Below are 26,706 nucleotides of genomic sequence, written 5' to 3'. Positions count from 1 at the left end.
ATGAACAAGACGGAGCGCTTTCTCTGCGAGGCGGTCGAACTCGCGCGCGCAAACATAGCCAGGGGCGGCCGTCCGTTCGGCGCCGTGGTCGTGAAGGACGGCGAAGTCATCGCCAGCGGCGTCAACGAGGTGCTTTCGACCAACGACCCGACCGCACATGCGGAGATGTCCGCGGTGCGGGCGGCGAGCCAGGTGCTGGGCTCGCCACGGCTCGACGGCTGCGCGGTCTATGCCAGCGGCAATCCCTGCCCGATGTGCATGGCCGCGATGCGCATGGCCGGCATCGCCGAGGTGGCCTATGCCTACTCGAACGATGACGGCGAGCCTTTCGGCCTGTCCACCGCCGCCATCTATGCCGATCTGGCGAAACCTGTGGCCGAGCAGTCGATGAAGATCGCCTATGTCCCCGTGCGGCCGGACGAGGGATTGCATCTCTATGCCGAGTGGAAGACCGCATCTTCGCAAACCTAGGCATGCAATCCGCTTGATATCCACCGCGGCAGTCTTCACAGGTCCCCCCGCGAACCGCTAGCCTCTGCCGCAGGGAGTGGCGAAGATGTCGAGACCAGCCAGGGGACCGCTCGTCGGCCTGCGCATCGTGGAGTTCGTCGGGCTTGGGCCGGCGCCGTTCGCGGCGATGCAATTCGCCGACATGGGCGCCGATGTCATCCGCATCGCCCGACCGGGCGCCGAGGCAGTTCCGCCCGACCCGATCTGCGGTCGCGGCCGCCCGACGGTGGACGTCGATCTGAAGGACCCCGACGATGCGGAAATGGTGCGAAGGCTGATCGACGAGGCCGATGCCCTTATCGAAGGTTTCCGGCCCGGAGTGATGGAGCGGCTCGGCCTCGGGCCGGAAGCGCTGATCGTGCGCAATCCGCGCCTGGTGTACGGGCGCATGACCGGCTGGGGCCAGACCGGCCCGCTCGCGCCCCACGCCGGCCACGACATCAACTACATCGCGATTTCCGGCGCGCTCGCGGCCATCGGCCCGGCCGAGCGGCCGCTGCCGCCGCTCAACCTCGTCGGCGACTTCGGCGGCGGCTCGATGTTCCTCGTAGCCGGCATGCTGGCAGCACTCTGGTCGGCGCAACGCACCGGCGAAGGCCAGGTCGTCGACTGCGCCATCTGCGACGGGGCAATCCAGCTGATGGCGATGATGCATGACATGGCTGCGGCCGGCTGGTGGCAACCGGGGCGGGCCTCCAACCTGCTGGATGGCGCAGCGCCCCACTACGGAGCCTATGAATGCTCAGACGGCGCCTTCATTGCCGTCGGGCCGATCGAACCGCAGTTCTTCGAGCTGTTCCGCAAGGCAATCGGGCTGGAGGAGGACGCGCACGCCCTGCGCGCCGATCCCCGCAACTGGGCAGCACTCAGGGAGAGGATCGCAGCGCGCATCCGCACCCGGCCGAGAGCCGAGTGGCTGGCCCTGCTCGAACATTCCGACGCCTGCGTCTCACCGGTGCTCGACATGAAGGAAGCGGCCGAACATCCGCACCTCGTTGCGCGCAGGAGCTTCGTCGAACTCGACGGCCTGGTGCAACCGGCGCCCGCGCCGCGCTTCTCGGCGACGCCGACGGAGGCGCATACCCGGCCGGCGACCCCGCTGTCGATCGATGAAGCCGTCGCCGCATGGACCAATCGCCGATAGCTCAAACGAAGAAGCCGCCGGTCAAGAGACCGACGGCTTCTCAATTCTCGCAGACTTGCGGCGTTAGATCGCCAATTCCAGCGTCGAAAGGTGGTTCAGATAGGCTTCCGCCTTCGAACGCGTGCCGTCGTCCTTGGCGTCGGTCACATCCTCGCGGGCGTTCTGGATGCGGCGCAGCAGTTCGGCGCGGTCGATGTCCTTCACCGCCGTCGCCGATTCGGCGAGCAGCGTGCAGCCGGCCGGCACGATGTCGGCGAAGCCGCCGAACACCACGTAGCGCTCTTCCTTGCCGCCGGCGGTCTTGACCGTCACGACGCCCGGCTTGACCGTGGTCATCAGCGGCGCATGATTGGCCATGACCGTCATCTCGCCTTCCGAACCGGGAATGACGACAGACTCGACCTGTTCCGAAACGAGCAGGCGCTCGGGCGAGACCAGTTCGAATTTGAATGATTCGGCCATTATTGCCGCGCCTCTTTGGCTAGAGCTTCCACGTCCTGAATGTGGGTACCGCAGAATGGGCAGTACGCCACTGCTTGATCCATGAAGCCCAGACCGTCCTCGGTCTCGACGAGCCCCACAACCATCATCAGAACTTCATCTTCTGACACATAAATGGTCGGAGATGCCGGCTCGGGAAGCTCCGCCGTAGCCGCTCGTAGAGCGTCGCAGCAGAAATCGGAGTCGGCATCTTCATCCATCTTACGCCGCTTCCGCAGCCAGGCGCTGGGCCTTCTCGATCGCCATGTCGATGCCGCCGACCATGTAGAAGGCAGCTTCCGGCAGGTGGTCGTACTCGCCTTCGACCAGGCCCTTGAAGCTCTTGATCGTGTCTTCGAGCGGAACCAGCTGGCCCGGCGAACCGGTGAACACCTCGGCGACGAAGAACGGCTGCGACAGGAAGCGCTCGACCTTGCGGGCGCGGGCAACCGTGACCTTGTCCTCTTCCGACAGCTCGTCCATGCCCAGGATGGCGATGATGTCCTGCAGCGACTTGTAGCGCTGGAGGATTTCCTGGACGCGGCGGGCGACCGAGTAGTGCTCTTCGCCGACGATCAGCGGGTCGAGCATGCGCGAGGTCGAGTCGAGCGGGTCGACGGCCGGGTAGATACCCTTTTCCGAGATCGCGCGGTTGAGAACGGTCGTCGCGTCGAGGTGCGCGAACGACGTTGCCGGCGCCGGGTCGGTCAGGTCGTCGGCGGGCACGTAGATGGCCTGCACCGAGGTGATCGAGCCCTTGGTGGTGGTGGTGATGCGCTCCTGCATGGCGCCCATGTCGGTCGCCAGCGTCGGCTGATAGCCCACGGCCGAAGGAATGCGGCCGAGCAGAGCCGACACTTCCGAGCCCGCCTGGGTGAAGCGGAAGATGTTGTCGACGAAGAACAGAACGTCCTGGCCCTGGTCGCGGAAGTGCTCGGCGATGGTCAGGCCCGAGAGGGCGACGCGAGCGCGGGCGCCCGGCGGCTCGTTCATCTGGCCGAACACCAGGGCGCACTTCGAACCTTCGGTCGAGCCGTTGTTCTCGTGCGGGTCCTTGTTGACGCCCGACTCGATCATTTCGTGATAGAGGTCGTTGCCCTCGCGGGTGCGCTCGCCAACGCCGGCGAACACCGAGTAACCGCCGTGCGCCTTGGCGACGTTGTTGATCAGTTCCTGGATCAGAACGGTCTTGCCGACGCCGGCGCCGCCGAACAGGCCGATCTTGCCGCCGCGTGCGTAGGGAGCGAGCAGGTCGACGACCTTGATGCCGGTGACCAGGATCTGGGCTTCCGTCGACTGCTCGACATAGGCCGGCGCGTCCTGGTGGATGGCGCGGCGCGACTTGGTCTTGACCGGGCCGGCTTCGTCGACCGGCTCGCCGATGACGTTCATGATGCGGCCGAGCGTCTCGTCGCCGACCGGAACGGTGATCGGCGAACCCGTGTTGGCGACGGGCTGGCCGCGGACCAGACCTTCGGTGGTGTCCATGGCGATGCAGCGCACGGTGTTTTCGCCGAGGTGCTGGGCAACCTCGAGCACCAGGCGGTTGCCGCTGTTGTCGGTCTCGAGCGCGGTCAGGATGGCCGGCAGCTCGCCGTCGAAAGCGACGTCGACGACGGCGCCGATGACCTGCGTGACGCGGCCATTGGCACCCGCGGCGATTACCGTCTTCTCGACCTTGGCAGCGGCTGCCTTCGCAGGCGCCGCCTTCTTTGCTGCGGGGGCCTTTTCCGCCGCCGCTTTCGGAGTAGCTGCTTTAGCCATCGATGTAACCTCTGTGTCCGTTCCTTGTTTCACGCAAACCCTGCCCTCGGGGTCGCGTGCCTAGAGCGCCTCGGCGCCCGAAATAATCTCGATCAGTTCCTTGGTGATCTGGGCCTGACGCTGGCGGTTGTAGGTGATCGTCAGCCTGTTGATCATGTCGCCGGCGTTGCGCGTGGCGTTGTCCATCGCGCTCATCTTGGCACCCATTTCGCCCGCCGCGTTCTCCAGCAGCGCCCGGAAGATCTGCACCGAGATGTTGCGCGGGATGAGGTCGCCGAGGATTTCGCTCGGCTCCGGCTCGTATTCGTAGATGGCGCCGCCTGCGGCTGATTCATCCGCCGTGGCCGAAGCGGCCGCCGCCGGGATGAGCTGCTGCGCGGTCGGGATCTGGCTGATCACCGACTTGAATTCGGAGTAGAACAGCGTGCAGACGTCAAAACCGCCTTCGTTGAACAGCGTGATCACCTTCTTGGCGATCATGTCGGCGTGCACGAAACCGACCTGCTTTGCATCGCGCAGTTCGACGCGATCGATGATCAGCGACGCGAAGTCGCGGCGCAGCACGTCGTAGCCCTTCTTGCCGACGGTGATGATCTTGACCGTCTTGCCCTGGCCCTGCAGCTTGCGCACGTGGTCGCGGGCCAGACGCGAGATCTGGCTGTTGAAGCCGCCGCAAAGGCCACGTTCGGCCGTGCAGACGACGAGCAGGTGCACGTCGTCCTTGCCGGTTCCGGTCATCAGCGCCGGAGCATCGCCGTCGCCGCCGACCGCCTGGGCGATGTTTGCGAGAACGGCACCCATGCGCTGCGAGTAGGGACGCGCAGCCTCGGCGGCCTCCTGGGCACGACGCAGCTTCGCCGCGGCGACCATCTGCATCGCCTTGGTGATCTTCTGCGTCGCCTTGACCGAGGCGATGCGGTTGCGGAGGTCTTTTAGCGAGGCCATGCCTTATCCGTCAGTGTCAGGCGAAGTTTTTCGCGAAAGCGTCGATGTGGGCCTTGAGCTTGCCGCGCAGGTCGTCGCTGAGCGCCTTCTCGGTACGGATACCGTCGAGGACGTCCTTGCCTTCCGAATGCAGGTGCGCCAGCAGGCCCTGCTCGAACTTGCCGACCTGCTTCAGGGCGAGCTTGTCGAGATAGCCGTTGACGCCGGCGAAGATCACCGCGACCTGCTCTTCCGTCTTGAGCGGCGAGAACTGCGGCTGCTTGAGCAGCTCGGTCAGGCGCGCACCGCGGTTGAGCAGACGCTGGGTGGCGGCGTCGAGGTCCGAGCCGAACTGCGCGAAGGCCGCCATTTCGCGGTACTGCGCGAGCTCGCCCTTGATCGAGCCGGCGACCTGCTTCATCGCCTTGACCTGGGCCGACGAGCCGACGCGCGACACCGACAGACCGACGTTCACGGCAGGACGGATGCCCTGGAAGAACAGGTTGGTCTCGAGGAAGATCTGGCCGTCGGTGATCGAGATCACGTTGGTCGGGATGTAGGCCGACACGTCGTTGGCCTGCGTCTCGATGACGGGAAGCGCGGTCAGCGAACCGGCGCCGTTCTCGTCGTTGAGCTTGGCCGCGCGCTCGAGCAGGCGGGAGTGCAAGTAGAAGACGTCGCCCGGATAGGCTTCGCGGCCCGGCGGGCGGCGCAGCAGCAGCGACATCTGGCGGTAGGCGACGGCCTGCTTGGACAGGTCGTCATAGGCGATCAGGGCATGCTTGCCGTTGTCGCGGAAATATTCGCCCATGGCGCAGCCTGCGAACGGCGCCAGGAACTGCATCGGCGCAGCGTCCGAAGCGGTCGCGGCGATGACGATCGAGTATTCGAGCGCGCCACGCTCTTCGAGCACCTTCACGAACTGCGCGACGGTCGAGCGCTTCTGGCCGACGGCGACGTAGACGCAGTAGAGCTTTTCCTTTTCCGGGCCGGCGACGTGGATCGCCTTCTGGTTCAGGATGGTGTCGAGGATGATGGCGGTCTTGCCGGTCTGACGGTCGCCGATGACCAGCTCGCGCTGGCCGCGGCCGACCGGGATGAGCGCGTCGATGGCCTTGAGACCGGTCGACATCGGCTCGTGCACCGACTTGCGGGGAATGATGCCGGGAGCCTTGACGTCGACGCGGCGGCGCTCCTTGGCCTTGATCGGGCCCTTGCCGTCGATCGGGTTGCCGAGGGCGTCGACGACGCGGCCGAGCAGCTCCGGACCGACCGGAACGTCGACAATGGCGCCGGTGCGCTTGACGGTGTCGCCTTCCTTGATGTCGCGGTCGCTGCCGAAGATGACGACGCCGACATTGTCGCTTTCGAGGTTCAGCGCCATGCCACGGATGCCGCCCGGAAACTCGACCATCTCGCCCGCCTGGACGTTGTCGAGACCATAGACGCGGGCGATGCCGTCACCTACCGACAGGACCTGACCGACTTCGGAAACTTCGGCTTCCTTGCCGAAATTCTTGATCTGGTCTTTCAGAATTGCGGAGATTTCCGCGGCGCGGATGTCCATCAGCCGACCTCTTTCAGTGCAAGCTTGAGCGAATTGAGTTTGGTTTTGAGCGACGTATCGATCTGGCGCGAACCCATCTTCACGACGAGACCGCCGAGCAGCGAGGGATCGACCGAAACGGTGATCGCGACATCTTTGCCGGCCACGCCCTTCAGCGCCGTCTTGAGTTCGGCAAGCTGGGCGGCCGTCAGGTCATGGGCCGAAGTCACCTCGGCCGCCACTTCGCCACGATGCTCGGCGGCGATGCGGCGGAATGCTGCGATCATGCCGGGCAGGACGAACAGGCGGCGGTTGCGCGCGACCAGGCGCAGGAAATTGCCGGTGAGGCCGACGATCTTGGCCTTGTCGGCGATCGCCGCAATGGCCTTTTCCTGCTCTTCGCCGGAGAAGACCGGGCTCTTGATCAGGCGCTCCAGGTCGGGGCTGCCCGCGAGCAACTCTGCGAAACGGCCGAGGTCGGCTTCGACCTTGGCGACGGCGCCGGCTTCGAGCGCGAGATCGAAGAGCGAACCCGCATAGCGCTCAGCAACACCGGAGATTGGCGAGGAAGATTGGGTCACGGACCGTCTTTTCTCATGTCTGACAGGCCGCAAGATTCTTGGCGCGAGTGTGATAGACCCAGCTAAATCTTTGACCTTACTGCGTTATTTGACCCCGGAGCTCGCGTCAGCCGCATCCCCCCGGCCGAAAGTCGATTGCCGTCTAGCACAGGCTTTTGAGGACCGCAACACGTCCTCTAGCAGGCTTTCGGGCACTATTGTCGCATCTTGGCGAGGAAGACGCCGGGTAGGCGCCGATTCAGGGCCAGAAGCCGAAAACAAACCCAAGGGGTAGGGCCGCCAATGCCAGTTCGATGACCGCCGCTACCCAGTTGTATGGGGTGTTGGCGCCGTCCGACATCATGGCCACGATGCGCCCGAAGGCCGTGAGCAGCCAGGACACGCCAAGCGCCATGTAGAGCCAGGGCTGGGCGAGCAGGATCGCGCAAAGGCCGACGCCGAGGAAAAACCCCGCCATCGTGGAGCGTCCCTGGGCGATCGCCTCCGGATGGTCGGGGCGGGGCTGGAGCCTGAGCAGCCGAAAGGCGATGCGCGGCGCGAAGAACAGGATCACGCCGAACAGCAGCGTGACGGCCGCCGAACCCCAGGCCAGCCATTCGCCCTGGCTCATCGGCCACGGAAATGCGAACTCCATATTTCCCCCTCCGGCTTCCGCATCGCCGACGCGCCGCGAATCCCGGAGGATCATAGCCGACCCGGCAAACAGTACCAGAGGAGTAACTGGCGAAATGCCGGCGATCGGCTATGCTCCCCGGGGAACGCCGGGAGGGGGACATGGCGATACCGGAGAGGATCAGTTGGTCGATCGGCCTCCTGCAAGTCGGCCCAGGTGACCACATTCTGGAAATCGGCTGTGGTCGCGGCGTGGCCTTGGCCGAGGTCTCCGGGTTGCTGGTCGCTGGCCATATCGTCGGGCTCGACCGCTCCGACAGCGCAGCGAAGGCAGCCATCGAGCGAAACGCGAAAGCGATCGCCGCAGGCAAGGCCGAAATCGTGCAATCCACCCTGGCCGATTACGCGGCCCCGAACAGGACCTTCGACAAGATCTTCGCCATCAACGTCAACCTGTTTTGGCTGGAGGCGATGCGCGAGCTTGCCGTGCTGAAACCGCTTCTTGCTGCGGGCGGCAGGCTGTTCCTGTTCTTCGAGCCGCCGAGCGCCGGCCAGATCGACACCATCAGGCGCGCCATAGAGGTTCGGCTGAAGGCCGCCGGCTATGTGGTCGACGAGGTGGCGACAGGTCCGACGCCGACCCCGCCGCTGCTAGGCATCATCGCCCGACCCGGGACTTAGGCTAGAGAAAGCTCTGCGGGTCGATGTCGACCTGCACGCGCACCGAACCGCGCACCTTGGGACCCTCGGCCAGCATCGCGCGGATGTATCCCTGGATATCGGCGCGGCGTTCGGCCTGCACCAGCAGGCGGAAGCGGTGGCGCCCGCCGACCAGCGCCAGCGGCGCCTCGGCGGGACCGAGCACGTGAACGTCCTGAGCGGCCTTGGCGGCCCGGCGCAGCCCCCGCGCATGGCTCTCCGCCTCGGCGCGCGTCGCGGCGCTGACGATGATGCCCGCTAGCCGGCCGAAGGGCGGCAGCGCGGCGCGCTCGCGCTCGACGATCTCGCGTTCGTAGAACGCCTCCGAATCGCCGGAGACGATCGCCCGCATCACCGGATGGTCGGGCTGGAACGTCTGCAACAGGCCAAGGCTCTTCTTGCCGGTGCGGCCGGCGCGGCCAGTCACCTGCGACAAGAGCTGGTAGGTGCGCTCGGCGGCACGCGGGTCGCCATTGGCGAGTCCGAGGTCGGCATCGACCACCCCCACCAGCGTCATGTTCGGGAAGTTGTGGCCCTTGGCGACGAGCTGGGTGCCGATGACGATGTCGGCCTCGCCGTTGGCGATGGCCTCGAGTTCGAGCCTCAGCCGCTTCACGCCGCCCAGCATGTCGGACGACAGGACGATGGTGCGGGCATCGGGGAAATGCTGTACCACCTCCTCGGCGATGCGCTCGACGCCCGGGCCACAGGCGACCAGGTGGTCGAAGGTGCCGCATTCCGGGCAGGCCTCGGGCCGCTTCTCGCTGTGGCCGCAATGGTGGCAGACGAGCTGGCCGCGGAAACGATGCTCGACCAGCCAGGCCGAGCAGACCGGGCAGCCGAAGCGATGACCGCAGACGCGGCACAGCGTCAGCGGCGCATAGCCGCGCCGGTTGAGGAACAGCAGCGACTGCTCCTGCCGGCCGAGATTCTCCCGCATCTTGCCGAGCAGCACCGGCGACAGGAACCCGCCGCGTGCCGGCGGCGAGCGGCGCATGTCGACGGTGGCGAGATGCGGCAGTGCAGCTTCGGCGAAGCGCGCCGACAGCACCGTGCGGCGATACTTGCCCTGCTCGGCGTTGACCCGGCTTTCGACCGACGGCGTGGCCGACGCCAGGACGACAGGGAAACCTCCGATATGGGCGCGCACCACGGCCATGTCGCGGGCGTTGTAGAACACCCGGTCTTCCTGCTTGTAGGCGGGGTCGTGCTCCTCGTCGACGACGATCAGGCCGAGTTCCTTGAACGGCAGGAACAGCGCCGAACGCGCGCCGGCCACCACACGGACGCCGCCCTCCGCCACCTGGCGCCAGACGCGTTCGCGCATCCGCGGCGGCAGGTCCGAATGCCACTCGGCCGGCTTGGTGCCGAAGCGGCTCTGGAAGCGCTCGAGGAACGCCTGGGTCAACGCGATTTCCGGCAGCAGGATCAGCACCTGCCTGCCCTTGTCGAGCGCTGCGGCGACAGCCTCGAAATAGACCTCGGTCTTGCCCGACCCGGTGACGCCGTCGATCAGGCTGACGCCGAAGCGGTCGGCGGCCACCAGCTCGCGCAAATCCTTAGCCGCCAACTGCTGCTCGCCGACGAGTTCGGCAGTCGAATAGGATGTGTCCGGCGCGGCCACGACCGGTCGCGGCGGAATCATCACCGTCTCGAACACGCCCTGCGCCTTGAGGCCATCGACGACGGTCGACGACACGCCGGCGGCATGCGCCAGGCCCGAGCGCGTCCACGCCATGCCGTCATTTGCCATCTCCAGGACGCGCTCGCGCGCCGCGGTCATGCGGTCGGGGCTGGCCTCAGTGCGGACGATGCCTTCCGTCCACGGCTCGGGGTCGAAGGCTTCCGGCGCGCGCAGGATCATGCGCGCCACCATGCCGGGCGGCGAGATCGTGTAGTGCGCCACCCAGTCGACGAAGCGCCGCATCTGCTCGCCGATCGGCGGACAGTCGAAGACATGCGAGATCGGCCGGAGCTTCTTCGGATCGACCGTCTCGACCGGTCCGTCCCAGACGATGCCGGCCACTTCGCGCGGTCCGAGCGGCACGCGCACGATCGAACCGGCCACGACGTCCATGCCTTCGGGCACCGCATAGGAGTACGCCCGCTCGGCCGGCATCGGCACGAGCACGGGTGCGGCCCTTCTTGTTGGCGAATCGGCGGTCATGACGCGTGACCTTGCCCCGAACTTGGTTTAGAGCAAAGGCCGACCCGTTGGGTGCCCCCCAAGCCCCGCCACGAAGGAGACTGAAATGAAGTTTTTCGTCGACACCGCCGACGTCAAGGAAATCCGCGAGCTCAACGAGCTCGGCCTGCTTGACGGCGTCACCACCAACCCGTCGCTGATCCTCAAGTCGGGCCGCAACATCGCCGAAGTGACCAAGGAAATCTGCGACATCGTCGATGGTCCGGTTTCGGCGGAAGTCGCTGCCACCGAATATGCCGAGATGATGAAGGAAGCCGAGGTGCTGTCGAAGATCGCCGACAACATCTGCATCAAGGTGCCGCTCACCCTCGACGGCCTCAAGGCCTGCCGCGCGCTCACTTCGGACGGCCGCCTGGTCAACGTCACCCTGTGCTTCTCGGCCAACCAGGCGCTGCTCGCCGCCAAGGCCGGCGCCACCTTCATCTCGCCCTTCATCGGCCGCCTCGACGACATGGCCGTCGACGGCATGGAGCTGATCGCCGAGATCCGCCACATCTACGACAACTACGGCTTCGACACCGAGATCCTCGCCGCTTCGATCCGCTCGACCGAGCACGTCAAGCGCGCAGCCCTCATCGGTGCCGACGTCGCCACCATCCCGCCGGCAACGCTGAAGGCGCTGGTCAAGCATCCGCTGACCGACAAGGGCCTCGAGATGTTCCTGGCCGACTGGGCCAAGACCGGGCAGAAGATCGGCTGATCCTTCCCGCCAAGACGAAGAAGCCGGCGCCACCAGCGCCGGCTTTTTCGTGTCTGGAGGTCAGCTCAGCGGCGGCAATCGCCGTTTCACCGGCTGCGCCTTGACGATCGAGCTGTTGGTTTCGGCCTTGTCGGTGATCTGGTCGAGGATCTTGTCCAGCTCGTCGATCGAGCGGATGTGCAGCCGGGCGACAAAGCAGTCGTCGCCCGTCACCTTGTCGCATTCGGAGAATTGCGGGATCTGCTGGATCAGGTCCTGCACCACATGCAGCTTGCCGGGCAGCGGCCGGATGCGGACGATGGCCTGGAGCGTGTAGCCAAGCGCTGCCGGGTCCACCTCGATGGTGAAGCCGCGGATGACGCCGCGCTCCTCCAGCCGCTTCAGCCTTTCCGATGCGCTCGGCGACGACAGGCCGACCCGCTGGGCCAGCTCTTTCAGCGAAATCCTGGCGTCCTCGACCAGGATTTCGACGATGCGCCGGTCGATATCGTCAAGCACGCCACGCTCCGAAGGCATATTCCTGAACCGACCTTACATTATCAGGCTATATCGAGCAAATGGCTCTGCCACGCCATGGTTTTCAGCCCTGTCCCTGCGGATAATACGCATGACCTAGCAAGGGAGCAGCCACATGACGGACACAACGCGCGGCACTGTCGAGATGACCGCGGCAATGGTGATCTCCGGCACGATCGGGCTGTTCGTCGTGCTGTCCGGCCAGCCTGTCATGTCGGTTGTGTTCTGGCGCTGTGCCTTCGGTGCGCTGACCCTGCTGGCGATCTGTGCCGGGCTCGGCCTGCTCCGGCCCGACGTCATCACGCGCCGCCAGATCGCCTATGCCGTCATCGGCGGCATCGCCATCGTCGCCAACTGGGTGCTGCTCTTCGCCGCCTTCCCGCGCGCCTCGATCTCGATCGCGACCGCCGCCTACAACACCCAGCCCTTCATGCTGGTGGCCCTCGGCGCGTTGCTGTTCGGCGAGCGCATCACGCTCGCCAAGCTCGGCTGGCTGCTGGTGGCCTTCACAGGCATGCTGCTGATCGTCGAGGGCAAGTCGGGCGCTGCCCATGTCGGCTCCGACTATGTCGGCGGCATCCTGCTCGCCCTTGGCGCCGCCTTCCTCTATGCCATCGCGGCGATCGTCGCCAAGAAACTCAAGGGCGTGCCGCCGCACCTGATCGCGCTGATCCAGGTCGTGGTCGGCGTCGTCATGCTGGCGCCCTTCGCCGATCTCGGCCGCCCGCCGGCCGACCTGCGCAGCTGGGCCATCCTCATCGCTATTGGCGTCATCCACACCGGGCTGATGTACATCCTGCTCTACGGTGCGATCCAGAAGCTGCCGACCAACCTCGTCGGCGCACTATCCTTCATCTACCCGGTGGTGGCGATTGCGGCAGATTACATCGCCTTCGGCCAGCGCCTGCAGGCCCTGCAGCTCGCCGGCGCCGCCGCCATCCTGCTCGCCGCCGCGGCCATGACGCTGGGCTGGACATTTTCGCAACGGCAAGCCAGCCCGGAAGCCGGCTAGTCGTCGTCGGGCATCTCGCCGGTGATGCGCATGCCCTCAATGCTGGTCGCGCCATCGTTGCGTAGCACCGTCATCGAACGGGCGCCGGTACGATCGCGCACGAGGTCCGCCAGCTCGCGCGAATGGGTGACGATCCAGACTTGCGTGCGCTCCGCCGCCGCCGCGATCATGTCGGCCAGCGCCGGCATCATGCGCGGATGCAGGCTCGCCTCCGGCTCGTTGAGCGCGATGAGCTTCGGCAGGCGGTAGGACATCAGCGCCCCGGCGAGCGCCAGGAACCTGATCTGCCCGTCGGAAAGCTCCTGCGGGCGGAAGATGCGCTGCGGGAACTCGGGCAGCACCAACCCGAAGGTCGCCGTCTCGGCCGGCACCGGAACGTCGAGCTGGGCTCCGCCCAGCGCCTCGGCGATGCAGCGGTCGAGTTCGACCGTGTCGCCGCGGATGTGCCTGAGCGTCGCGAACACCGCCGCCAGGTTGGCGCCATCCTCGTCGAGCATCGGCGAGGTCGTCGCGAGCGCCGCCCGGCGCGCCGGCGACTCCGTGTCGGTGCGGAAGCCGTGATAGAAGCGCCAGCCGCCGACGGCGGCACGCATGTCGCCGACCTCCGGATAGCGCCCTGCCCCGCCGAGCAGCGCCAGCGCCGTCTCGGAATTCAGCACACGCTCGGGATGTTCGACCCGCCGGCCGTCGGCGTCGCGGGCGAAGACTGCCTGGCCCTTGCGCGACATCATCTCGACCGGGCGCCTGCCCGCATCGACGCTCAGGGTCTCTTCCTTGACGTGGGGTTCGAAGGCAAAGCCGGCGGAGACGGGGGGCGGCAGGCCGATCTCGACCTTGTAGGCGTGGCGCGCCGCCGTCTCGTCGTCGAGGAACTCGGCATCGATGACGACGCGGACCGGCTGTCCGGTTCGCCTCTTGCCCGACCACAGGGCCGAACCCATGCCGCCCTCGCCGGCGATCTCGCGGGCGAGCGTGCCTTCGGCCGAAGCCTTGATGAGCTGCAGGGCGCGATAGAGATTGGACTTGCCGACCCCATTCTCGCCGACGAAGACCGAGACCTGGCCGATGTCGAGCCTGATGGACCGCAGCGAGCGATAACCGGCAGCCGAAAATGACGTCAACCGCATCGAGCGATCCCGCCCTCCGCCCGTCTCAGCCCTTGGACATGTCCTGGGCTATGGCGAGCCTGAGCAACTCGGCCAGTTCGCGCGCCGCCCGGTTGGAGGCGTCGCGCTGCGCCCGCATGTTGGCGAACTCCTGGCGCGGCCGGTCATAGGATGCCGACACGTTGCGCCGTCCGGCAGCTATGCGCTTGCCGGTGCGGTTCTCGGTGATGACATAGGTGCCGGTCAGCGTGACCGTACCCGCCGTGGGCTCGTCGTCTTCGGCCGTAACCGGCGCCAGCAGCGCCGATTCGGTGAGCTCCGAGACGGAAAGCTCCATCGTGTAGGGCGCGCTTGCCTGCTGGCCCGCACCGCCGTTGAACAGGAAGATCAGCTGGTTGCGGACTTCCTGGCCATAGCGGGTGTTGACCGGCTTGATGTTGATCGAGGCCAGCTGCGTGGCCGTGCCGGCTTCGACACCGGCCGACGCCGGGCCGTCCGAATAGAGCGGACGAACCGTGCAGGCGGAGATCAGTACAAGCGACGCCGCCAGGGCCAGCCCGACAGCAGATCGCGACGAACGCGGAGTTGTCCGCGCCTCAGGCAACGACATTGACGATCCTCTGCGGAACAACGATCACCTTGCGCGGAGCCTTGCCGTCGAGTGCCTTCTGCACTGCTTCCAAAGCCAGCGCCGCTTTTTCGACCGCCACTTGATCTGCGTCGCGGGCAATTGTCAAATCCGCACGCTTCTTGCCGTTGATCTGCACCGGATAGGTGATCTCGTTGTCGACGACGAGCGCCGCATCGAAGGCCGGCCACTGCCGATCGGCCACGAGCCCGTCCCCGCCGAGCGCCACCCAGCACTCTTCGGCGAGGTGCGGCATCATCGGCGCGATCATGACGATGAGGATGTCGATCGCCTCGCGCAGCGCCGAAACCGTCTCGGCCGGAGCCTTGCCGGCGGCAGCGTCGGCCAGCGGCGCCTGCAGCGCGTTGCTGAGTTCGTAGATGCGCGCGACGGCCTTGTTGAAGGCGAGCTTGCCGATGTCCTCGCCGACCGACTTCAGCGCCTTGTGCGCCGCCTTGGAAACGGCCGCCGCATCGCCGTCATGCGCTGCCTTCGGCTCGGCCTTGGCCAGCACCTCGGCCGATTCGGAGACCAGGCGCCAGACGCGCTGGACGAAGCGGTGGGCCCCCTCGACGCCGGCCTCGGTCCAGATCACGTCGCGCTCGGGCGGCGAATCCGACAGCATGAACCAGCGCGCCGTGTCGGCGCCGTAGCTGGCGATGATGTCGTCGGGATCGACCACGTTCTTCTTCGACTTCGACATCTTCTCGATCGAGCCGATCTCGATGGGCGTGCCATCTGACAGCAGCGCCGCCCGGCGCTTGCCGTCGACATCCTCGATCTTGATCTCGGCCGGCGTCACCCAGCCGTTCGGACCCCTGTAGGTCTCATGCACGACCATGCCCTGCGTGAACAGGCCCTTGAACGGCTCGGCGAGGTTCAGATGGCCGGCCTCGCGCATGGCGCGGGTGAAGAAGCGCGAATAGAGCAGGTGCAGGATCGCATGCTCGATGCCGCCGATATACTGGTCGACCGGCAGCCATTCGTTTGCGGCCTTCGGATCGGTCGGGTCGTTCTCCCATGGCGCGGTGAAGCGCGCGAAGTACCACGACGAGTCCACGAAAGTGTCCATCGTGTCGGTCTCGCGGCGCGCATCCTTGCCGCAGTTCGGGCAGGCGACATGGCGCCAGGTCGGGTGACGGTCGAGCGGATTGCCGGGACGGTCGAACTCGATGTCGTCGGGCAGCTTGACCGGCAGGTCGGCCTTCGGCACCGGCACGACCCCGCAGTCGTCGCAATGGATCATCGGGATCGGGCAGCCCCAGTAGCGCTGGCGCGAGATGCCCCAGTCGCGCAGGCGGAACTGAACCTTGCGCTCCGCCATCGGCCGGTTGCCGATCGAGATCTGCTCCAGCCGGTCGGCCACGTCGTTGAACGCGGCCTCAGGCTTCATGCCGTCGAGGAAGCGCGAATTGATCATCACGCCGTCATCGGTATAGGCCTCCTCGGTGACCTGGAAGGTCGCGGCATCGCCGCCTTCCGGCATCACCACCGGGACCACCGGCAGGCCGTACTTGTTGGCGAAGTCGAGGTCGCGCTGGTCGCCCGACGGGCAGCCGAAGATGGCGCCCGTGCCGTAGTCCATGAGCACGAAGTTGGCGACATAGACCGGCAGCGTCCAGCTGTCGTCGAAGGGGTGCACCACGCGGATGCCGGTGTCGAAGCCCTTCTTCTCGGCGGTCTCGAGCGCTGCCACCGACGTGCCCATGCGGCGCACGTCTTCCATGAAGGCGGCGAGTTCGGGATTGTTCTCGGCAGCTTTCCTGGCCAGCGGATGATCGGCCGAGATCGCCATGAACGAGGCGCCGAAGATCGTGTCCGGGCGCGTCGTGTAGACCTCCAGCTCGGTCTCGCCGGCGGGTGCCGTGCCCTTGGCCAGCGGCCAGCGGATCAACAGGCCTTCCGACCGGCCGATCCAGTTGCGCTGCATCAGCTTGACCTTCTCGGGCCACTCGTCGAGGCCTTCCAGCGCGTCCGACAGGTCCTGGGCGAAGTCGGTGATCCTGAAGAACCACTGCGTCAGCTCGCGCTGCTCGACCAGGGCGCCGGAACGCCAGCCGCGGCCGTCGATGACCTGCTCGTTGGCGAGCACGGTCATGTCGACCGGGTCCCAGTTGACCTTCGACGACTTGCGCGTCACCAGCCCCTTCTTGACGAAGTCGATGAACAGCATCTGCTGGCGGTGGTAGTAGTCGACGTCGCAGGTGGCGAACTCGCGGCTCCAGTCCAGCGACAGGCCCATCGACTTCAGCTGGCCGCGCATCGTGTCGATGTTCTGGTAGGTCCAGTCCTTGGGATGGACCTTGTTCTGCATGGCGGCGTTTTCCGCCGGCATGCCGAAGGCGTCCCAGCCCATCGGATGCAGCACGTTGCATCCCATGGCGCGGCGATAGCGCGCCACGACGTCGCCCATCGTGTAGTTGCGGACGTGACCCATGTGGATTCGCCCCGACGGATAGGGGAACATCTCGAGCACGTAGTACTTGGGCCGCGGATCGTCGTTCTTCGTCTCGAAGAGCTTTGCGTCGGCCCAGGCCTTCTGCCATTTGGGTTCGGACGCGCGCGGATTGTATCGTTCGGTTGCCATCGGATGTTTTTCACTTAAAAGCGTGCGTGGACCGGGGCGAAAACCCGCGGTTCAGGAAATCGTTGTCGGGTGTTCATCATGGATTCCCGGACCCGTCAACTCCGGCAGGCAGGGGGCGGGCAAAAAGCAGCAGGGCCAGCGGCATGGAAAAGTCGGTCGAACAGCTAGCGCTGGTGAAGCACAAGATAGGTGCGGCGGAGCGCGAGGCCAACAGGCCTGAAGCTTCGGCAACGCTGGTTGCCGTATCCAAGACCTTCGACGCCGAGCACATCCGACCCGTCATCGAGGCGGGCCAGCGCGTCTTCGGCGAGAACCGCGTCCAGGAAGCGCAAGGCAAGTGGCCGGCGCCGAAAGCCGAGTTCCCCGATATCGAGCTGCATCTCATTGGCCCCTTGCAATCCAACAAGGCGAAAGAGGCCGTTGCTCTGTTCGACGTCATCGAGACGGTCGACCGGGAGAAAATCGCCGCCGAGCTGGCCAGGGAAATCGAACGCCAGGGCCGCGCCCCGCAGCTCTACGTGCAGGTCAACACCGGCTCCGAGCCGCAGAAGGCCGGCATCGAACCGCGCGAAGCCGTCGCCTTCGTCAAGCGCTGCCGCGAGGTCCACGGGCTAACGATCGAAGGCCTGATGTGCATCCCGCCGGCGGACGAGAATCCCGGTCCGCATTTTGCCCTGCTCGACAAGCTCGCGCGCGAAACGGGTGTCGAAAAGCTGTCGATGGGCATGTCGGGCGACTACGAGCTCGCCGTCGCCTTCGGCGCCACCAGCGTGCGCGTCGGCTCGGCAATCTTCGGCGCAAGGTGAGCTCCGCCCAAGCCACCGACGATCCAGAAAAAGGCCGGAGCTTTCGCCCCGGCCTCGTCAATCTCGCAAGTGTTGGCGCGGTTTACTCGGCCGCGACGATCTTGCCGCCTTCCCACTTGAACAGCGAGAAGCTCGGCGAGGTCAGGTCCCCGCTTTCGCCATAGGTCAGGTTGCCGATGGCGGTGGTGATCGGCTCGCCCGACTTCAGCACTGTAGCAACCGCGGCCGTATCGTCGGCCTTGCCGGCCTTCTCGATCCCGGCCTTGAGCACCTCGACGGCTGCATAGGCGTTGAGCGTGAACGCCTCGGCGGGGATGCCCTTGTCGGTGAGGATCTTGACTGCATCGGCCGATGCCGGGTTCTTCAGCGCGTCGGCGGCGTTGGTGAACAGCGTGCCGGCTGCCGCCTCGTTGCCGATCGCCCAGAACTCGGTGTTCGACAGACCCTCGCCGCCGATGATCAGCGCATTGACGCCGCCGTCCTTCAGCTGGCGCGCCAGGAGGCCGCCTTCGGGGTGGTAGCCGCCGAAGTAGATGACCTCGACATTGTCGGCCTTGAGGCGTGTGATGAGCGCCGACAGGTCCTTCTCGCCGGGGGTGAGCGAGTTGTACTGCACTTCGGTCACGCCGCCCTTGTTCAGTGCCGCCTTGAAGGCGTCGGCCAGGCCCTTGCCGTAGGTGCCCTTGTCGTGAATCACCGCGACGCGCTTGTCCTTCATGTTCTTGAGCACATAGGCGGCGGCCACTTCGGCCTGCTGGTCGTCGCGGCCGCAGGTGCGCAGCACGTTGGTGAGACCGCGGGTGGTGAGGTCCGGCGCGGTGGCGGTCGGCGTGACCATCAGGATGCCGTTCTCGGCAAAGACGTCGGACGCGGGAATGGCGACGCCCGAGGTGACCGGGCCGACGACATACTGCACGCCTTCGCCGACGAGCAGGTTGGCAGCCGAGACGCCCTGCTTGGGATCGCCCGCGTCGTCGGCGAGCTTCAGCACCACCTTCTCGCCGAGGATGCCGCCCTTCTCGTTGATGGCATCGACGGCCGCCTGGGCACCGTTCTTGACCTGGTCGCCATAGGCTGCCACCGGGCCGGTCAGCGGCGCCACCAGGCCGATGGTGATGTCGGCGCGCGCGGCCGATGCGAAGGCAAGCATCGCGACGAGCGAAACGCCCGCAAAAGTCTTCAATTTCATGACGTAATCTCCCTTTGAGCCGCCATGCCCATAGGGTCCGGCGGAAGTTGGAGAACGGCGTGCGTCGAGGTTACGACGGCGCGCGCTCTGCCACTTTGACAAGGCGCTCTTTCCTCTGGCGTGCGAACGCGCCCGCCCGGAAAGCGCACTGTCGCGGCAATAGCTTGCCAACGACCGCACGGCAAGCGGCCCAGCACCGCAGGCCGGGGAATTGAGTTGTGCCAGCATTGCAGAGGAGATGCCGAGTTCCTACCGCGACGACGTCAGTAATAGCGCTCCACGCGCGGGTGCGGCCTCAGCGGTTCGGGTCTGTAGTCCGGAGAGAAGTCGTCGAAGCGCTGCTCGATGTCCGGGCAGAGCCGATCGATGTCAGCCGCCTGCGCCCGCACGGTTCGCTCACCGGGCCGCCAGAAAATGCCGAACCCCGTGCGCTCGTCGTGAGCCGCCCCCTGCAGCTTGTCCTCGAGATCGACGGCCAGCGGAAAGTCGAGACCGGCCAGTGCCCGCACCCGGTCGAGCATCCAGTCGAGGCTGACGTGGGAGAGCCTGTCGTCATCGTCGTATCCCCCGCCGATGTCGGAGTGCACGCCGGGAAACCAGCATTGTTCGATGACCTGCCCCCGGGCCCGACCCTCGGCGTCGACATCCTCCCAGAGCACCGGCGCGAACGACTTGCGATTCTCGTCGACGGACAGCGCATGCAAGCCGACGGGGATCCGCACCGAGAGTTCGTTGTCATGGAACTCGTGCTTGAAGGGATTGACGACGTTCATGATGCCGGGCAGGCCGAGCGCCCTCACCGTATCGAACACGCCGATCACGTCGGGCGTGGCCTCGGCCGCGGCGTAGCTTGCGCCAAACGCAGCACCTGCAGCCTGCCGCTTCGGTTTTTCCTTGATCTTGTATGCGGCAACCGCCTCGTCGGCGATGGCGCGCCGCCGCCTGGCGCCGGCGCCTTCCTTGTCCCGCGAGATCGGGGCGCCATTGTCGGAAGTCGCTATCCCGCACGTTGCCAGCACGCCGCCGAGGCAGCGAACCGTGTAGGCGCCGCGGCTGAAGCCGAAGCAGCCTATCTTCATGCCCGGCTCCCAAGCCAGCATCAGGGACTCGTAGCAGTCGACGATGTTGGCCGTGATGCCCCAGCCGGTTGCCTTGCTCCAGAGATTGCGGAGCGTTCGCGTCCAGCCCCATGTGCCCGCCTCCGGGGCGCCGAGCCCGGCATCGTAGAAGGCGCGCACGCCCGGCCGGCCGTCGATCGCCGCATACATCTGGAACACGTTGGTGTGCCTGACATTGCAGAATTCGGGCTCGGCGCCGTCGTCGGCGCGCACGCCGCGCTGCCCCGTCCCGTCGGAGAAGATGAGTACCCAAGCGCTTGCGGACTCAGGCATGCCGGTTTCCGCGATTGACCCCGATCGGGCTATATCACAATTTACAGTTGTGGATCAATATCTGCCAAATTCATGAGTTGAACGAAGGGCGATTTCGGACCTGCGCGGACCTAATGCAGGAGAAGTTCGCCATCCACCCGGCGCCATTCGTTCGGCGCGATCAGCTTGCGGTGGGTGTAGTGCACCGAGTGCAGCGGCCCGTCGAGCTTGGCGCGCCAGAACTCGATGAAGCCGAACAGGATCGGAAATTTCGGCGCCAGATCGTAATCCTGCCAGATATAGGTCTGCAGCAGGTGCGGATGGTCGGGCAGACGGTAGAGTATCTCGGCCGTGGTCAGGCCGTAGCCCTTGAGCATCAATTCCAGTTCAGAAGCGTCGCGCATCGCAAGCCCTTCCGTGTCGAACGGCTCCTCACCTCACAGCTTGCGCCAAGATGGTTAACCGTCCGCTAAATCAACGAAAATCGCATATGATAGTTCCAAGAAATCAGCAGTTTAGCCCTCGACCTCGGGCCTTGCTGATAGCTATATAGCGGCGGCGATTTGCCGCTACGGAATGACCGCGGCCAAATCCAAGGTCTAATATTGTGGCGAGGCGCGAATTGATAATAATGCGCGCCAACGCGGCTCCAACGCCGCCGTCCGACGGCCACAAGGAACCGCCGGATCGTTTCCGGGAGGAAGGGAGAAAAATGTCCGAAGTCCGTGTCCACCGCGTCCAGCCGGCGTGGAAGAAAAATGCGCTGATCGACAACGACACCTACCTGAAATGGTATGCCGACAGCGTGAAGAACCCCGATAAGTTCTGGGGCAAGCACGGCAAGCGCATCGACTGGTTCAAGCCCTACACCAAGGTCAAGAACACCTCCTTCACCGGCAAGGTCTCGATCAAGTGGTTCGAGGACGGCCTGACCAACGTCTCCTATAACTGCATCGACCGCCACCTGAAGAAGCGCGGCGACCAGGTGGCGATCATCTGGGAAGGCGACAATCCCTACGACGACAAGAAGATCACCTACAACGAGCTCTACGAGCACGTCTGCCGCCTCGCCAACGTGCTGAAGAAGCACGGCGTCAAGAAGGGCGATCGCGTCACCATCTACATGCCGATGATCCCGGAAGCGGCCTATGCGATGCTCGCCTGCACCCGCATCGGCGCGATCCATTCGATCGTCTTCGGCGGTTTCTCCCCCGACGCGCTCGCTGGCCGCATCGTCGACTGCGAATCGACCTTCGTCATCACCGCCGACGAAGGTCTGCGTGGCGGCAGGACGATTCCGCTGAAGGAGAACACCGACAAGGCGATCGACATCGCCGCCAAGAGCCATGTCCTGGTCAAGGACGTGCTGGTGGTGCGCCGCACCGGCGGCAAGGTCGGCTGGGCGCCGGGCCGCGACCACTGGTACCACGACGAGGTTCGTTCGGTGAAAGCCGAATGCAAGCCGGAGAAGATGAAGGCGGAGGATCCGCTGTTCATCCTCTACACCTCTGGTTCGACCGGCAAGCCCAAGGGCGTGCTGCACACCACCGGCGGCTATCTCGTCTATGCCTCGATGACCCACCAGTATGTCTTCGACTACCATGACGGCGACATCTACTGGTGCACGGCCGATGTCGGCTGGGTCACGGGCCACAGCTACATCGTCTACGGCCCGCTCGCCAACGGCGCCACCACCCTGATGTTCGAGGGCGTTCCGAACTATCCGTCGGCCTCGCGCTTCTGGGACGTGGTCGACAAACACAAGGTCAACATCTTCTACACCGCCCCCACCGCCATCCGCGCCCTGATGGGCGCCGGCGACGAGAACGTGAAGAAGACCTCGCGCAAGAGCCTGCGCGTGTTGGGTTCGGTCGGCGAGCCGATCAATCCGGAAGCCTGGCAATGGTATTTCGACGTCGTCGGCGAGAAGAAGGTGCCGATCGTCGACACCTGGTGGCAGACCGAGACCGGCGGCATCCTGATCACGCCGCTGCCGGGCGCCACCGATCTCAAGCCCGGCTCGGCGACGCGGCCGTTCTTCGGGGTCAAGCCGGAGCTGGTCGACAACGAGGGCAAGGTGCTCGAGGGCACGGCCGACGGCAATCTCTGCATCACCGATTCCTGGCCGGGCCAGATGCGCACCGTCTATGGCGACCACGAGCGCTTCATCCAGACCTACTTCTCGACCTACAAGGGCAAGTATTTCACCGGCGACGGCTGCCGCCGCGATGACGACGGCTTCTACTGGATCACCGGTCGCGTCGACGACGTCATCAACGTCTCCGGCCACCGCATGGGCACCGCCGAGGTCGAGTCGGCGCTGGTCAGCCACGACAAGGTTTCCGAGGCGGCGGTCGTGGGCTACCCGCACGACATCAAGGGCCAGGGCATCTACAGCTACGTCACGCTGATGGCGGGCGTGGAGGCGACCGAGGACCTGCGCAAGGAACTCGTCACCCATGTCCGCAAGGAGATCGGCGCCATCGCCTCGCCCGACAAGGTCCAGTTCGCGCCGGGCCTGCCCAAGACGCGCTCGGGCAAGATCATGCGCCGCATCCTGCGCAAGATCGCCGAAGACGATTTCGGCGCCCTCGGCGACACCTCGACGCTGGCCGATCCGGCCGTGGTCGACGATCTCGTCGCCAACCGCCAGAACAAGAAGGCCTGACGGCTTTTCCCTAAGGGCGCGGGGGGACTTCCTCACCATTGATGCGACCTGTGCCTTTTGGGTACTTGCGCAATCGGCAAAAGCAACCCACCTTTGCGTCCGTGTTCAACGAACTGAAAGGAGGTGATCCGATGTCGAGTGATTTCGTTTTCCTGAACGTGGCCTCTGCGGATTGCCTTCTCGGGAAGCAGCCTTCCTGAGCTACGCATGACGTGCGGTCAGTGATGCCAAGGCATCACGGCTGACGGCCGCGCCACGGACGAAACACGGGAAAGGCCGCTCCTTCGCCAAGAAGGGCGGCCTTTCTTCTTGGAGCCAGATTCCAGGAACAGTGCGAAGCGGTTTTCCGTCCGGAATGCATCCAAACAAGGAGATGGAGCGTCCTCGCGATTCTAAGGGCGCTGGAAAATGCCCTGAATTCGCCGCACCAGCTTTCGCGCCTGCCGCCGGCATGGGCACGCACCAGGCCATCGCCGAGCATCGACGCGACCGCATAGCCCTTTTCGGTGCCGGCCGGATTGGCAATCGCCTACAGCCGCGGCTCGCCGCTCACCACGTCGATCTTGATTTCGACCTTGGCCTTGTCCGTCGTGTAGTAGATCACGTCGTAGTAGCCTTCGCGGTTCCATTCCACTTCCGAAACATAGCGGAACTGGCCGCGCTGCTCGATCCTGGCGATGATCTCGGACAGCTTCAGCGATTTCTCAGGCGGGATGGGCGGCTCCTTGGTCTGGGCCTGCACCTGGGTGGCCACGAAAAGGGCCACGATGAGCACCGCAAGGACTGTCGATCTGGTCATGGCCTTCCCCTCCTTCACAATGTGCGAGGGAAACGAACGACAACCTTCGGTGGTTCCCGAACGGATGCTCAGAAGTCGCTGGTCAGGCCCTTGATCTCCCAGTCGCCGTAGCGTCCCGGCTCGAGGCCGCCGCGTCCGCCGAGTTCCCTGGCGACCTTGCCTTCCTGTGCCCTGTAGGCTTGGCGCCGTGCCTCGGCCTCCGCCAGCGCGCGCTTGGCGGCAGGCGAAAGCTCCTTCGGCGCCGGCGTCTCCGCGTCGGTTTCTGGCTTGAAGTCGTTCATCGGATTCCTGTGAAGATGATTGAAACGGAACCTGCCCTCTCCCATCATATAGCGAAGGCTGGCGCGATCTGCACCCCCGCGCGGCTACGGGAGTTGACGATGAACATGATGCGAACGGCGATGCTGCTGGCGACCATGACGGCGCTTTTCATGGGCGTCGGCTATCTGATCGGCGGCAGCGGCGGCATGACCATCGCTTTCTTCCTGGCGGCGGGCATGAACCTGTTCAGCTACTGGAACGCCGACAAGATGGTGCTGCGCATGAACAACGCCGTCGAGGTCGACGAGCGCAATGCGCCCGAATACTACGCCATCGTGCGCGGGCTCGCCGCCAATGCCGGCCTGCCGATGCCCAAGGTCTACCTGATCGACAATCCGCAGCCCAACGCCTTTGCTACCGGCCGCAATCCCGACAATGCCGCGGTCGCCGCGACCACCGGCCTGCTGCAGCGTCTCGGCCGCGAGGAAGTGGCCGCCGTCATGGCCCACGAACTCGCGCATGTGCAGAACCGCGACACATTGACCATGACGATCACCGCGACGCTCGCCGGCGCCATTTCCATGCTCGGCAACTTCGCCTTCTTCTTCGGCGGCAACCGCGACAACAACAACCCGCTCGGCTTCGTCGGCGTGCTGGTGGCGATGATCGTCGCGCCGTTGGCCGCCATGCTGGTGCAGATGGCGATCAGCCGCACCCGCGAATACGCCGCCGACCGGCGCGGCGCGGAGATCTGCGGCAACCCGCTCTGGCTCGCATCCGCCCTTGACAAGATCGCCCGCAACGTCGAACGCATCCACAATCCCGAAGCAGAGCGCAATCCCGCCATGGCGCCGCTCTTCATCATCAATCCGCTTTCCGGCGAGCGCATGGACAATCTCTTCTCCACTCACCCCAACACCGAAAATCGCATCGCCGCGCTGCAGGCGATGGCGCAGGACGGCGCTGGCCGTCCGGCAGCCCGCCAGGCCCAGCCGCAGCCGAGCCAGGCCGCGCCTTCGGACGCCGGCCCGTGGGGCGGTCGTCCCGCCGAGCAGCCGCAGCCCGAGCAGCCGCGCCAGTCCGGTCCCTGGGGCCGCAATCCCTCCGGGCCGAAGGGCCCGTGGTCGTGACGGACGCGACACGCGGCCGCCCGCGGCATCGCCCGAACGCCGGTAGCAAGAGGCCGCCGAGACGGGACACTGCGCCCAATGCCCCCGGCCTGGCTGCGCGCATGGCGGCGGCGCGCCTGCTCGCCGCGACCATCGACGCCAGGACCCCGCTCGACGGGCTGACCGACCATGAGCACGGCCATCCGCAGTTCCGGGCGCTGGACATGCGCGATCGCGGCCTCGTGCGCGCCATCCTCGCCACCGCCCTGCGCCATCGCTTGACCATCGAGAAGCTGATCGCGCGCCGACTGGAAAAGCCGCTGCCGGCCAATGCGACGGCGCTTTCCCACATCCTGCATGTCGGGGCGGCGCAGATCCTTTTCCTCGACGTACCCGACAGCGCGGCCGTCGACCTTGCCGTCACCCACGCCAAGTCCGACCCGCGCACAGTGCGTTTTTCCGGTCTCGTCAACGGCGTGCTGCGGGCGCTCGCCCGCGCCAAGGATGCCGAACTGCCGCAGGCGATGGCAGACACGGACGACGCGCCCGAATGGTTCGTCGCCCGGCTTGTCGCAGCCTACGGGGAGGACCAGGCAAGCAAGATCCTGGCCGCCCACCGGCTGGAATCGCCCGTCGACTTCACCGTCAAATCCGATCCCGGACGATGGGCCGAGGCTTTCGGCGGCATCGTGCTCCCGACGGGCACCGTCCGCATCGAGAAGCTGGGCGGGCCGGTGTCGGACCTGCCGGGCTTTGCCGACGGCGCGTGGTGGGTGCAGGACACCGCGGCAGCCTTGCCGGCCAGGCTGTTCGGCGACATCGCCGGCAAGCGCGTCGCCGACCTCTGCGCCGCCCCCGGCGGCAAGACCGCCCAGCTCGCGCTCGCCGGCGCGCAGGTGACGGCCGTCGAAGCCTCGAAGAACCGGCTGACCCGCCTTGCCGCCAACCTCGACCGGCTCGGCCTCGACGCCGAGAAGGTCAATGCCGACCTGCTCGCCTACGAGCCGGCGGAATTGTTCGACGCAGTCTTGCTCGACGCGCCCTGCTCCTCCACCGGAACGGTTCGCCGCCATCCCGACGTGTTGTGGACCAAGTCGCCTGAAGACGTCGCCAAGCTGGCCACCGTGCAGCGCAAGCTGCTCGACGGCGCGGTCAGGCTCGTGAGGCCCGGTGGCACGATCGTCTTCTCCAACTGCTCGCTCGATCGGGAGGAAGGCGAGGCGCTCGTCGCCGCGTTCCTCGCCGACCACCGCGGCAGGATCGAACTCGACCCGATTCGGCCCGACGAGGTGCCCGGCATCTCCGCCTTCGTCACAACCGAGGGTTATTTGCGCACCACCCCGGCAGGGCTCGATCTCGGCAATCCGGCGATTTCGGGCCTCGATGGCTTCTTCGCCGCACGGTTCCGCCGCGCGGCCTGAAAGGCCGGCCTAATTCATCCAGCGGTTGTTAACGCAAAATTCACTCTCGCGCGCGCCTGTGAAACCAC

The 26,706-nt window shown here is 65.8% G+C and carries 26 protein-coding genes; 9 read left to right on the top strand and 17 right to left on the bottom strand.

Translation table 11 applies throughout. The features are described from left to right. The gene (locus PV773_RS10875) at nt 1–471 is read left to right on the top strand and encodes a nucleoside deaminase (protein WP_347966357.1); all 471 of its coding nucleotides are present in this window, start codon (nt 1–3) and stop codon (nt 469–471) included. A gap of 85 nt (nt 472–556) precedes the next feature. Then, nucleotides 557–1,654, top strand: a complete 1,098-nt coding sequence (locus PV773_RS10870; protein ID WP_347966356.1) for a CaiB/BaiF CoA-transferase family protein — start codon at nt 557–559, stop codon at nt 1,652–1,654. A gap of 63 nt (nt 1,655–1,717) precedes the next feature. Here PV773_RS10870 and PV773_RS10865 read toward each other — a convergent pair whose 3' ends face one another. From PV773_RS10865 to PV773_RS10835, 7 genes are all read right to left on the bottom strand, one after another. Continuing rightward, complete coding sequence (locus PV773_RS10865) at nt 1,718–2,116, bottom strand: F0F1 ATP synthase subunit epsilon (RefSeq protein WP_347966355.1); 399 nt, start codon at nt 2,114–2,116, stop codon at nt 1,718–1,720. Next, entirely contained in the window at nt 2,116–2,355 is a 240-nt protein-coding gene (locus PV773_RS10860) for a hypothetical protein (RefSeq protein WP_340038044.1), read from the bottom strand. The genes PV773_RS10865 and PV773_RS10860 overlap by 1 nt, the downstream gene beginning before the upstream one ends. Before the next feature lies 1 nt (nt 2,356). Continuing rightward, nucleotides 2,357–3,898, bottom strand: a complete 1,542-nt coding sequence (gene atpD / locus PV773_RS10855; RefSeq protein WP_347966354.1) for a F0F1 ATP synthase subunit beta — start codon at nt 3,896–3,898, stop codon at nt 2,357–2,359. A gap of 60 nt (nt 3,899–3,958) precedes the next feature. Continuing rightward, a complete protein-coding gene (locus PV773_RS10850) occupies nt 3,959–4,843 on the bottom strand; it encodes a F0F1 ATP synthase subunit gamma (protein WP_347966353.1) in 885 nt (294 codons plus the stop codon). Between the two features lie 16 nt (nt 4,844–4,859). Beyond that, nucleotides 4,860–6,389 (bottom strand): F0F1 ATP synthase subunit alpha, encoded by a 1,530-nt coding sequence (atpA, locus tag PV773_RS10845; RefSeq protein WP_340038047.1) that lies wholly within the window; start codon nt 6,387–6,389, stop codon nt 4,860–4,862. Then, nucleotides 6,389–6,949, bottom strand: coding sequence for a F0F1 ATP synthase subunit delta (locus tag PV773_RS10840; RefSeq protein WP_347966352.1), 561 nt, complete (start codon nt 6,947–6,949; stop codon nt 6,389–6,391). Before PV773_RS10840 ends, atpA begins: the two co-directional genes overlap by 1 nt. 238 nt (nt 6,950–7,187) lie before the next feature. Further along, nucleotides 7,188–7,583 (bottom strand): DUF4345 family protein, encoded by a 396-nt coding sequence (locus PV773_RS10835; protein WP_347966351.1) that lies wholly within the window; start codon nt 7,581–7,583, stop codon nt 7,188–7,190. Nucleotides 7,584–7,693: 110 nt separating this feature from the next. Here PV773_RS10835 and PV773_RS10830 point away from each other — a divergent pair, with 110 nt between their 5' ends. Next, nucleotides 7,694–8,242, top strand: coding sequence for a class I SAM-dependent methyltransferase (locus PV773_RS10830; RefSeq protein ID WP_347966350.1), 549 nt, complete (start codon nt 7,694–7,696; stop codon nt 8,240–8,242). 1 nt (nt 8,243) lies between these two features. Here the strand turns inward: PV773_RS10830 and PV773_RS10825 are convergent, their stop codons facing one another. Next, entirely contained in the window at nt 8,244–10,427 is a 2,184-nt protein-coding gene (locus tag PV773_RS10825; RefSeq protein WP_347966349.1) for a primosomal protein N', read from the bottom strand. Nucleotides 10,428–10,512: 85 nt separating this feature from the next. Between PV773_RS10825 and fsa the strand changes: the two genes are divergently transcribed. Continuing rightward, nucleotides 10,513–11,166, top strand: a complete 654-nt coding sequence (fsa, locus tag PV773_RS10820) for a fructose-6-phosphate aldolase (RefSeq protein WP_347966348.1) — start codon at nt 10,513–10,515, stop codon at nt 11,164–11,166. A 60-nt stretch (nt 11,167–11,226) separates the two neighbouring features. Here the strand turns inward: fsa and PV773_RS10815 are convergent, their stop codons facing one another. After that, complete coding sequence (locus PV773_RS10815; RefSeq protein ID WP_347966347.1) at nt 11,227–11,664, bottom strand: Lrp/AsnC family transcriptional regulator; 438 nt, start codon at nt 11,662–11,664, stop codon at nt 11,227–11,229. Between the two features lie 133 nt (nt 11,665–11,797). On the opposite strand from PV773_RS10815, the gene PV773_RS10810 reads away from it, so the two are divergent. Next, nucleotides 11,798–12,694 carry a DMT family transporter gene (locus PV773_RS10810; RefSeq protein WP_347966346.1) on the top strand — a complete coding sequence of 299 codons (897 nt, stop codon included), beginning with the start codon at nt 11,798–11,800 and terminating at the stop codon, nt 12,692–12,694. Here the strand turns inward: PV773_RS10810 and PV773_RS10805 are convergent. Genes PV773_RS10805 through leuS form a run of 3 tightly spaced genes read right to left on the bottom strand, consistent with a single transcriptional unit; the run spans nt 12,691 to nt 17,015 of the window. Beyond that, on the bottom strand, nt 12,691–13,821 hold the full coding sequence (locus PV773_RS10805; RefSeq protein WP_347966345.1) for an AAA family ATPase: 1,131 nt from the start codon (nt 13,819–13,821) through the stop codon (nt 12,691–12,693). The genes PV773_RS10810 and PV773_RS10805 overlap by 4 nt on opposite strands. Nucleotides 13,822–13,846: 25 nt before the next feature. After that, a complete protein-coding gene (lptE, locus tag PV773_RS10800; protein ID WP_347966344.1) occupies nt 13,847–14,410 on the bottom strand; it encodes an LPS assembly lipoprotein LptE in 564 nt (187 codons plus the stop codon). Further along, nucleotides 14,397–17,015 (bottom strand): leucine--tRNA ligase, encoded by a 2,619-nt coding sequence (gene leuS, locus PV773_RS10795; protein ID WP_347966343.1) that lies wholly within the window; start codon nt 17,013–17,015, stop codon nt 14,397–14,399. The genes lptE and leuS overlap by 14 nt, the downstream gene beginning before the upstream one ends. 143 nt (nt 17,016–17,158) lie before the next feature. Between leuS and PV773_RS10790 the strand changes: the two genes are divergently transcribed. After that, nucleotides 17,159–17,821, top strand: a complete 663-nt coding sequence (locus PV773_RS10790) for a YggS family pyridoxal phosphate-dependent enzyme (protein WP_347966342.1) — start codon at nt 17,159–17,161, stop codon at nt 17,819–17,821. 82 nt (nt 17,822–17,903) lie between these two features. Here PV773_RS10790 and PV773_RS10785 read toward each other — a convergent pair whose 3' ends face one another. The 3 genes from PV773_RS10785 to PV773_RS10775 all read right to left on the bottom strand — a co-directional run bounded on the left by PV773_RS10785 (nt 17,904) and on the right by PV773_RS10775 (nt 20,784). Further along, nucleotides 17,904–19,010, bottom strand: coding sequence for a branched-chain amino acid ABC transporter substrate-binding protein (locus PV773_RS10785; protein WP_347966341.1), 1,107 nt, complete (start codon nt 19,008–19,010; stop codon nt 17,904–17,906). A 263-nt stretch (nt 19,011–19,273) separates the two neighbouring features. Then, nucleotides 19,274–20,401: a DUF2235 domain-containing protein gene (locus tag PV773_RS10780; protein WP_347966340.1), complete on the bottom strand. Its 1,128-nt coding sequence runs from the start codon at nt 20,399–20,401 to the stop codon at nt 19,274–19,276. A gap of 110 nt (nt 20,402–20,511) precedes the next feature. Then, nucleotides 20,512–20,784, bottom strand: coding sequence for an aspartate-semialdehyde dehydrogenase (locus tag PV773_RS10775; RefSeq protein WP_347966339.1), 273 nt, complete (start codon nt 20,782–20,784; stop codon nt 20,512–20,514). 308 nt (nt 20,785–21,092) lie between these two features. Here PV773_RS10775 and acs point away from each other — a divergent pair, with 308 nt between their 5' ends. Further along, the gene (gene acs / locus PV773_RS10770) at nt 21,093–23,048 is read left to right on the top strand and encodes an acetate--CoA ligase (protein WP_347966338.1); all 1,956 of its coding nucleotides are present in this window, start codon (nt 21,093–21,095) and stop codon (nt 23,046–23,048) included. Between the two features lie 529 nt (nt 23,049–23,577). On the opposite strand, the gene PV773_RS10765 is transcribed toward acs, so the two are convergent. After that, entirely contained in the window at nt 23,578–23,847 is a 270-nt protein-coding gene (locus tag PV773_RS10765; RefSeq protein WP_347966337.1) for a PepSY domain-containing protein, read from the bottom strand. Nucleotides 23,848–23,915: 68 nt separating this feature from the next. After that, complete coding sequence (locus PV773_RS10760) at nt 23,916–24,128, bottom strand: DUF1674 domain-containing protein (RefSeq protein ID WP_347966336.1); 213 nt, start codon at nt 24,126–24,128, stop codon at nt 23,916–23,918. Nucleotides 24,129–24,227: 99 nt separating this feature from the next. Between PV773_RS10760 and htpX the strand changes: the two genes are divergently transcribed. Further along, nucleotides 24,228–25,238: a zinc metalloprotease HtpX gene (htpX, locus tag PV773_RS10755; protein ID WP_347966335.1), complete on the top strand. Its 1,011-nt coding sequence runs from the start codon at nt 24,228–24,230 to the stop codon at nt 25,236–25,238. After that, nucleotides 25,229–26,638, top strand: a complete 1,410-nt coding sequence (locus PV773_RS10750) for an RsmB/NOP family class I SAM-dependent RNA methyltransferase (protein WP_347966334.1) — start codon at nt 25,229–25,231, stop codon at nt 26,636–26,638. Before htpX ends, PV773_RS10750 begins: the two co-directional genes overlap by 10 nt. Nucleotides 26,639–26,706: the final 68 nt, after the last annotated feature.

This window comes from Mesorhizobium sp. CC13 (assembly GCF_039907765.1).
GTDB lineage: Bacteria > Pseudomonadota > Alphaproteobacteria > Rhizobiales > Rhizobiaceae > Aminobacter.
This window is presented reverse-complemented; position numbering and strand designations above follow the sequence as displayed.